Annotated in this window: 5 protein-coding genes; 3 read left to right on the top strand and 2 right to left on the bottom strand. The window is 40.0% G+C overall.

What is annotated here, in order from left to right; all coding sequences use genetic code 11:
* Positions 1-191 precede the first annotated feature (191 nt).
* A complete protein-coding gene (locus tag QZ375_RS10465; protein WP_295218777.1) occupies positions 192-794 on the bottom strand; it encodes a hypothetical protein in 603 nt (200 codons plus the stop codon).
* A 14-nt stretch (positions 795-808) separates the two neighbouring features.
* Between QZ375_RS10465 and QZ375_RS10460 the strand changes: the two genes are divergently transcribed.
* On the top strand, positions 809-1,309 hold the full coding sequence (locus tag QZ375_RS10460) for a DUF4097 family beta strand repeat-containing protein (RefSeq protein WP_295218775.1): 501 nt from the start codon (positions 809-811) through the stop codon (positions 1,307-1,309).
* Positions 1,310-1,409: 100 nt separating this feature from the next.
* Here the strand turns inward: QZ375_RS10460 and QZ375_RS10455 are convergent, their stop codons facing one another.
* Positions 1,410-3,362 carry a thioredoxin domain-containing protein gene (locus QZ375_RS10455; RefSeq protein WP_295218773.1) on the bottom strand — a complete coding sequence of 651 codons (1,953 nt, stop codon included), beginning with the start codon at positions 3,360-3,362 and terminating at the stop codon, positions 1,410-1,412.
* A 91-nt stretch (positions 3,363-3,453) separates the two neighbouring features.
* On the opposite strand from QZ375_RS10455, the gene QZ375_RS10450 reads away from it, so the two are divergent.
* A complete protein-coding gene (locus tag QZ375_RS10450; RefSeq protein WP_295218771.1) occupies positions 3,454-4,299 on the top strand; it encodes a tocopherol cyclase family protein in 846 nt (281 codons plus the stop codon).
* A gap of 159 nt (positions 4,300-4,458) precedes the next feature.
* Positions 4,459-6,825 carry an FtsX-like permease family protein gene (locus QZ375_RS10445; protein ID WP_295218768.1) on the top strand — a complete coding sequence of 789 codons (2,367 nt, stop codon included), beginning with the start codon at positions 4,459-4,461 and terminating at the stop codon, positions 6,823-6,825.
* Positions 6,826-6,828: the final 3 nt, after the last annotated feature.

Raw genomic sequence — 6,828 nt, 5'->3', positions numbered from 1 at the left:
CCCAGAAAAGATGCAAGCAAGATGCGTGCGAAAAGATGCTGAACAGGCTCTAAGGGATAAATGCACCGATATTCTTTTGGGGCAGGGGATGGTATGTATCGTTGTTCCATTTCTTTCTTAATTTCAAATATCCGCTAAGAGACAATATAAAATAGTGGGGGCGAAGTAACAATACTCCTGCTTTTGATGTTTTAGCTTTCAATATAGACTTGTACTTCATAATTCCAGTGCAAGATGCCTGATACGACGATTAACTGTACTGTAAATGTTGGTTCAACACCATATTTTGTTCGAGCCATACACATTAACTTGCTTAATACTTGTTCCCGGTTTTCTTCAGTGCAGTTAGCGCATAAATATTTTCCTTTTGGCAATGTCTTTAATCCATTTATCTCCACATAACGAATGCAGACGGCAAAAAGCTTTGATACTCCATTTTCGGTATAGATACCGGCTAAATCCTCAAAGAAGAACTGCTCTTTTAGGGCAGGAGTAACTTTATCATAGAAGTGGCTGAGATAATTCCAAAGGTTATCAAGCGTCGGTACTTCTAAAGTATCTGACAGCAAAATAACACGTTCCGGACAATCCTTGAGAAAGGTACCATTGAACTTTTGCTGCCCCTGCAATTTTCTTTCATAGTCTGCCTTTGCCAATTGAATTTTTGATTTGCTGTATTGCAATGCTGCAATTTTTTCATCTGCCTTTTTTTCTGCCTGTACTAAAAAATCCACAATTTTTTCGAGATCATCATATTCCAAAACCTTTTTTATCTCCTGTAATGGTAAATCCATAAATTGAAGTGTCATTGTCTGAGGACGAACAAGTCCATATTCAATATTATGAAAACAGCAAAGAGTATTACGATATTTCTGTTTCTGATGAAAATGTGCTGACTATGGTCAGTGCAAGTGATAAAGAGTGGACGGATTACATTGGGGTAAAACCCTCTGCTGAAGATCGGAAAATATCGTTGCAGATACCGAATGCACTTTTAGAAGATCTTGCACTGTTCACAACAAATGAAGATATCACACTATCTGCATTAGCTGTAACCGGAAGTATAAATATTTCTTCCAATGGAGGAAATATTGCTTTTGGAAACTTAGAGGTAGGAGAAAATCTGACCCTGAACGTTAAAAATGGAGATATTTCCGGTACGGTTGTAGGAAGTTACGATGATTTTTCTATTCAATCCGAAATAAAAAAAGGTGAAAGCAATTTGCCGGACAATAAAGATGACGGCGAAAAAACACTAAAGGTGTCCGGCAATAACGGTGATGTTAATATTGAGTTTGTAAACGAATGACAACAGCAGCCACAGTGAAAAGGAAAGTCACTGTGGCTGTTTCTTTTTTGTGGGGTAAAATAAAAAACTACAATGATTTTTCATCACTGTAGCTTTTTCTTTATAAATCAGTTTTTGTAAAAACACACTCATTTTCAGGTGGCAGACAAGAATGATTTTTACACACATAATATGTCGTTTCATCATTCAAAAGTGGATATTCTTTGCTGTTCTGTGTCACCGATATATTTGCAAGGAATGGAGTATTTCTCTTTATTTCTTCTGAATCCGAAGCATTCTTCAAAGCAACAGAAATATGCTCTGGTGGATTTTCGTACATCATTTTTGCCAGCAGAAACACACTATGCCCGGCCGGATAATCCTGCGCCTGTGCAGATAAAAATCCAAACTGTTTTTCAGTAAGTTTCCTGTACTTTTCATTTTCCGTCAACTGAAACAGACGAACAAAGTTGTATGCCATGACAGAATTTCCGCTTGGAATTGCTCCGTCATAAATTTCTTTCGGATTCAGAAATAATTCTGTATGATGTGATTCTGAAAGATAAAATCCACCGTTTTCATGGTCGAAAAAACGATTTACCGTTTCGTCACAGAATAACTCTGCCTTTTCAAGATAATTGCTGTTCAAAGTAGAATTGTACAGCTCGATAAGTGCAGTGACATAGAATGCGTAATCGTCCAGAAAAACAATATCTGAATGTGTTCCATTTCTCCAGCTTGTGAAAAGCTGTACATTGTCACACATATTTTCTTCAATAAACTTTTGTACATTGACAGCAGTGTTCAAATATTTTTCATTGCGTGAAACTCTGTAAAGCATAGACAATGCTGCAATCATCATGGAGTTCCACGAAAGAAGAATTTTATCGTCAAGATGCAGTTTTGTACGATTTTTCCGATAGTCATACAGTTTCTTCAATTCATCACCGAAATCTAGTGTCAGATCATTGCTTTTCAGCAAATTCGGAATGTTCACTCCCTCAAAATTACCGTTTGCTGTAATATCGAAAGATTCTGCAAATCGCTTGCCTTTTTCTTCTCCCAACACATTAACGATTTCATCCAGTGTAAAGGTATAATATTTCCCCTCCACACATTCACTGTCGGCATCCTGCGCACTGTAAAATCCCCCGTCAGCAGAGGTCATTTCACGAAGAATATATTCCATCGTTTTTTCTGCCGTATCAAGGTAGATCTTGTTGTTTGTAAGATAATAAGCTGCTGAATAAGCAATTATCAGAAGTGCATTGTCATAGAGCATTTTTTCAAAATGCGGTGCAAGAAAATATTTGTCCGTGGAGTACCTCGAAAATCCATAGCCGATATGATCGAAAATGCCGCCTTTCCGCATTTGCAGAAGCGTTTTCTCTGCCATTTTCAAAGCGTCAGAATCCTGCTTCTGCTTTGCATACAACATCAGAAACAGCAGATTATGCGGTGTTGGAAATTTGGGTGCTGAACCAAATCCGCCATTCATCTTATCAAAACTGTCTGAAAATATTTTCATTGCCTGCTCAATCAATTTTTCATCGTTTATATTTTTATTACCTGATTCTGCACTTTTCAGGTGTGCAATGATTTGTTCGGCAGACTGCAAAAGTTCTCTGCGGTTATTGTTCCACTGGTTCGCAATTGCAGTAAGCAAATCAGGAAATCCGGGCATTCCATAATGCGACTTCGGCGGAAAATATGTGCCTGCAAAAAATGGCTTTTTATCCCATGTCATGAAAATGCTCATAGGCCAACCGCCACTGCCTGTGAATGCCTGACACACCGACATATACACGCTGTCAATATCGGGACGCTCTTCACGGTCAACCTTAATAGAAACAAAATATTGATTCAGAATTTCTGCCGTTTTTTTATCCTCAAAGCTCTCATGTGCCATAACATGACACCAGTGACAGGTACTGTAGCCGATGCTCAGAAAAATCGGCTTATCCTCTAATTTCGCCTTGTCAAATGCTTCCTCACACCACGGATACCAGTTGACTGGATTCTCTGCATGCTGTAATAAATATGGACTTGCTGCACTTTTTAATCGATTGCTCATTGAAATCTCCTCCGATGAAATACGTTTTTGTTAGTATATCCTTTTTTTATCAGACCATACTAAAAGTATACTTATTTTGGAGGAAATGAATATGAAAAAAGACTATTTCAAAGGTTGGTATTTGAAATGCAGTAATGAAAACAAAACCATTGCATTTATCCCGGCATTTCACCAAAGTAATCATGAAAAAACTGCATCATTGCAGGTTATTACGGATGATGCAGCTTTCAATATCCCATTTCAATTTTTACAATATCGGGTGAATCCATTGGTGATAAAAATCGATGAAAATATTTTCTCTGAAAAGGGCATCAGATTACAGATTAAAAATAATCATCTCTCTGCAAACGGAACGCTGCATTTTCATGATCTTTCGCCAATTCAGTATGACATTATGGGACCTTTTAAATTCGTTCCATTCATGCAGTGCAGGCACAGCGTTTACAGTATGCGGCATCGAATTGACGGACAAATTACTGTCAATGGACAGCATTTTGTTTTCAAAAACGGAATTGGATACATTGAGGGCGACTGCGGAATATCTTTTCCAGCAAAGTATATTTGGACACAGTGCTTCTTCCAAAATGGCTCCTTGATGCTGTCCGTTGCAGATATTCCAATGTCCGGATTTCACTTTACAGGAATTATCGGTGTTATTCTGATAAATGGAAAAGAGCATCGCATTGCCACTTATCTGGGGGCGAAAGTAAAGCATATGGGTAAGGATTCCATTACTGTAAAACAAGGTGATTATCAGCTGACGGCAAGACTGCTCCAGAAAAATTCCCAGCCACTTGCTGCGCCAAGTCATGGCTTGATGAATCGAACTATCCATGAAAGCGCCTCCTGCAAGGCGTACTATCAGTTTTCTTATAAAGGAAAAGTTTTGTTTGATTTTATTAGTAACAGGGCGAGCTTTGAGTTTGAATATAAATAGATAAAGCTTGCCTGGATTGTTCCAAGCAAGCCATTCTGATTCTCAATACGAGGACGGTTCAAGTTTTTTGAAATTCCCAAAAGTTAAAGACTTGTTAAGAATTTCTATGCTATAATCAGAGCATGGAGAAAATAAAACGCAAGAAAAGAGGTATACACTATGTTCTGGAGGATATTGAAAAAAGACCTGAAACGCAAAAAGACCATGAACATCATTCTGCTGCTGTTTGTCATTTTATGCTCAATGTTTGCAGCGGCAAGCGTCAATAACATCATTGCAGTCATGGGCGGTCTTGACTATTATTTTGAAAAGGCGGGAATGGCAGATTACTTCATTATCTCCCGTGACAGTGAGGTCAGGAGCGAGGCAGATGAGCTGCTCTCCCAAAGCAGTTATGTCAAGGAATACCGTGCAGAAAAAACGATCTTTGCTGCTTCTGAATGCTATGAGATAGATCAGGGCAAGCTAATGGATTTTTCCAATATTTCAATGATATGCGATATTGGAGATACGAAACTAAATTTTTTTGATGAAAACAACATCGTGATAACCGAGATTGAAAAGGGAAAGGTCTGGCTGACAGGCGGAGTGCCCCGCAGAGAGGGCGTTGAGGTTGGAGATGTATTCACGTTCAGCCTTGGGGATACCGAACTTGAGCTTGAAGTTGCAGGCTTTGCAAAGGACGCACTTCTTGGCTCGGAGATGATGGGAAACCCGAGAATGCTCATGAACAGTAACGACTTCAATACGCTCTGTGATGATGAGATGATAAACAGCTATAGCATGGGTCACGTTTTTTATGTAGATACAGACAATACATCAGCACTTGAATCTGAGCTTTCAGATCTGAACGGTATCATGTTCTCGGGCGATAGAAATATGATAAAGATGACCTATGTGATGAATATGCTTGTTGCGATGATAATTCTTGCCATTAGTGTAGGACTTATCGTTGTATCGTTCGTTGTGCTGAGATTCACCATCAGATTCACTATTTCGGAGGAATTTCGTGAGATCGGCGTTATGAAAGCGATCGGTCTGCAAAACAATTCGATAAGATCGCTCTATCTTGTGAAATATCTGGGAATTGCTCTGACAGGTTCGCTCATAGGCTATTTCGGCAGCGTGCCTTTCGGCAAAATGTTGCTTAAAAGCGTAAGCGAAAATATGGTGCTTGGGAATGACAGCGGCGTGCTGATCGGTATTCTTTGCTGTGCCGCAGTCGTACTGATAATACTGCTGTTCAGCTGGGGCAGCACAAGAAAGATCAGCAAACTCTCGCCTATCGATGCAGTGCGAAGTGGTCAGACGGGCGAGCGCTTCAGAAAGCGCAGCCTACTCAGTCTTGGGAAAAGCAGGCTCGGCAGCGTGGGCTTTTTAGCACTGAACGATGTGCTCAGCGAACTCAAACAGTACGGCATACTTACGGCGATATTTGCGATATGTACCTCGCTGGTCATGATACTGGCTGTGACCGCAAACACTCTTGACAGCGATAAGCTTCTTTATCTGCTGTCAGTCACCGAAAGTGATGTTTATATGTCAGATTCCGCAAGGGCTATGGATGTTATGGCAGGGGTCAAGACGATTCGTGAAACAGAAGAGGAGATCGAGGATATACTTGCGGAAAACGATATGCCGGGAACAGTTTATCTGGAGAGTTGGTATAAACTGCCTGTTACGGCAAATGGCAATCGCTTTAATTTCGACTTTATTAAATGCAGCGATACAAAAACGACCGACTATGATTATACCGAGGGTACAGCTCCAATATATGAAGATGAGGTAGCGGTCACAAAGCAAATCGCCGATAAGCTGAGTGTCAGTATCGGAGATCATATCAGCGTGAATATCGGCGGAGAGGAAAGAGAGTTTATCATAACGGCATACTTCCAGTGCTTCAACAATTTAGGCGAGTGTGCAAGATTTCATGAAAACGTCAGCATTCCGGATAATCTTATGATAGCTGCATTTGCGTATCAGGTAGATTTTGACGACAACCCCGACAGCACAGTAATATCTGAACGTATCGAAGCTATGAAGGATACTTTTGATAACGAAAATGTAATGGATACGAAAGGGTTCGTCAATGATTGTATGGGCGTAGGAGATACGATAGCATCAGTAAAGAACCTTGTACTTGCATTGTCCCTGATAATAATCATTTTGTTGGCGGTGCTTATGGAACGAAGCTTTATCTCAAAAGAAAAGACAGAAACAGCACTTATGAAGGCAGTAGGCTTCAACAGCGGTTCAGTGATACTTCATCACACACTTCGCTTCGGAATAACGGTATTAACGGCGATAGTTGTATCATCAGCATTATTTCTGCCGCTCACGAAGCTGATAATGAACCCGATTTTCGGAATGATGGGTGCAATCGGAAATATTGACTATCAGATAAATGCTTTGGAGATTTTCGGGGTATATCCTGCTATCATATTTGTGGTGACCGTGCTTAGTACAGCACTGACAGCACTTTACACTAAAACGATCAAGGCAAGCGATACGGCTTCTATCGAATAAGGA

The organism is Ruminococcus sp. (genome assembly GCF_019417665.1).
GTDB lineage: Bacteria > Bacillota > Clostridia > Oscillospirales > Ruminococcaceae > Ruminococcus_C.
The sequence above is the reverse complement of the archived record's forward strand: the minus strand, read 5'-3'. Positions and strand labels throughout refer to the sequence as shown.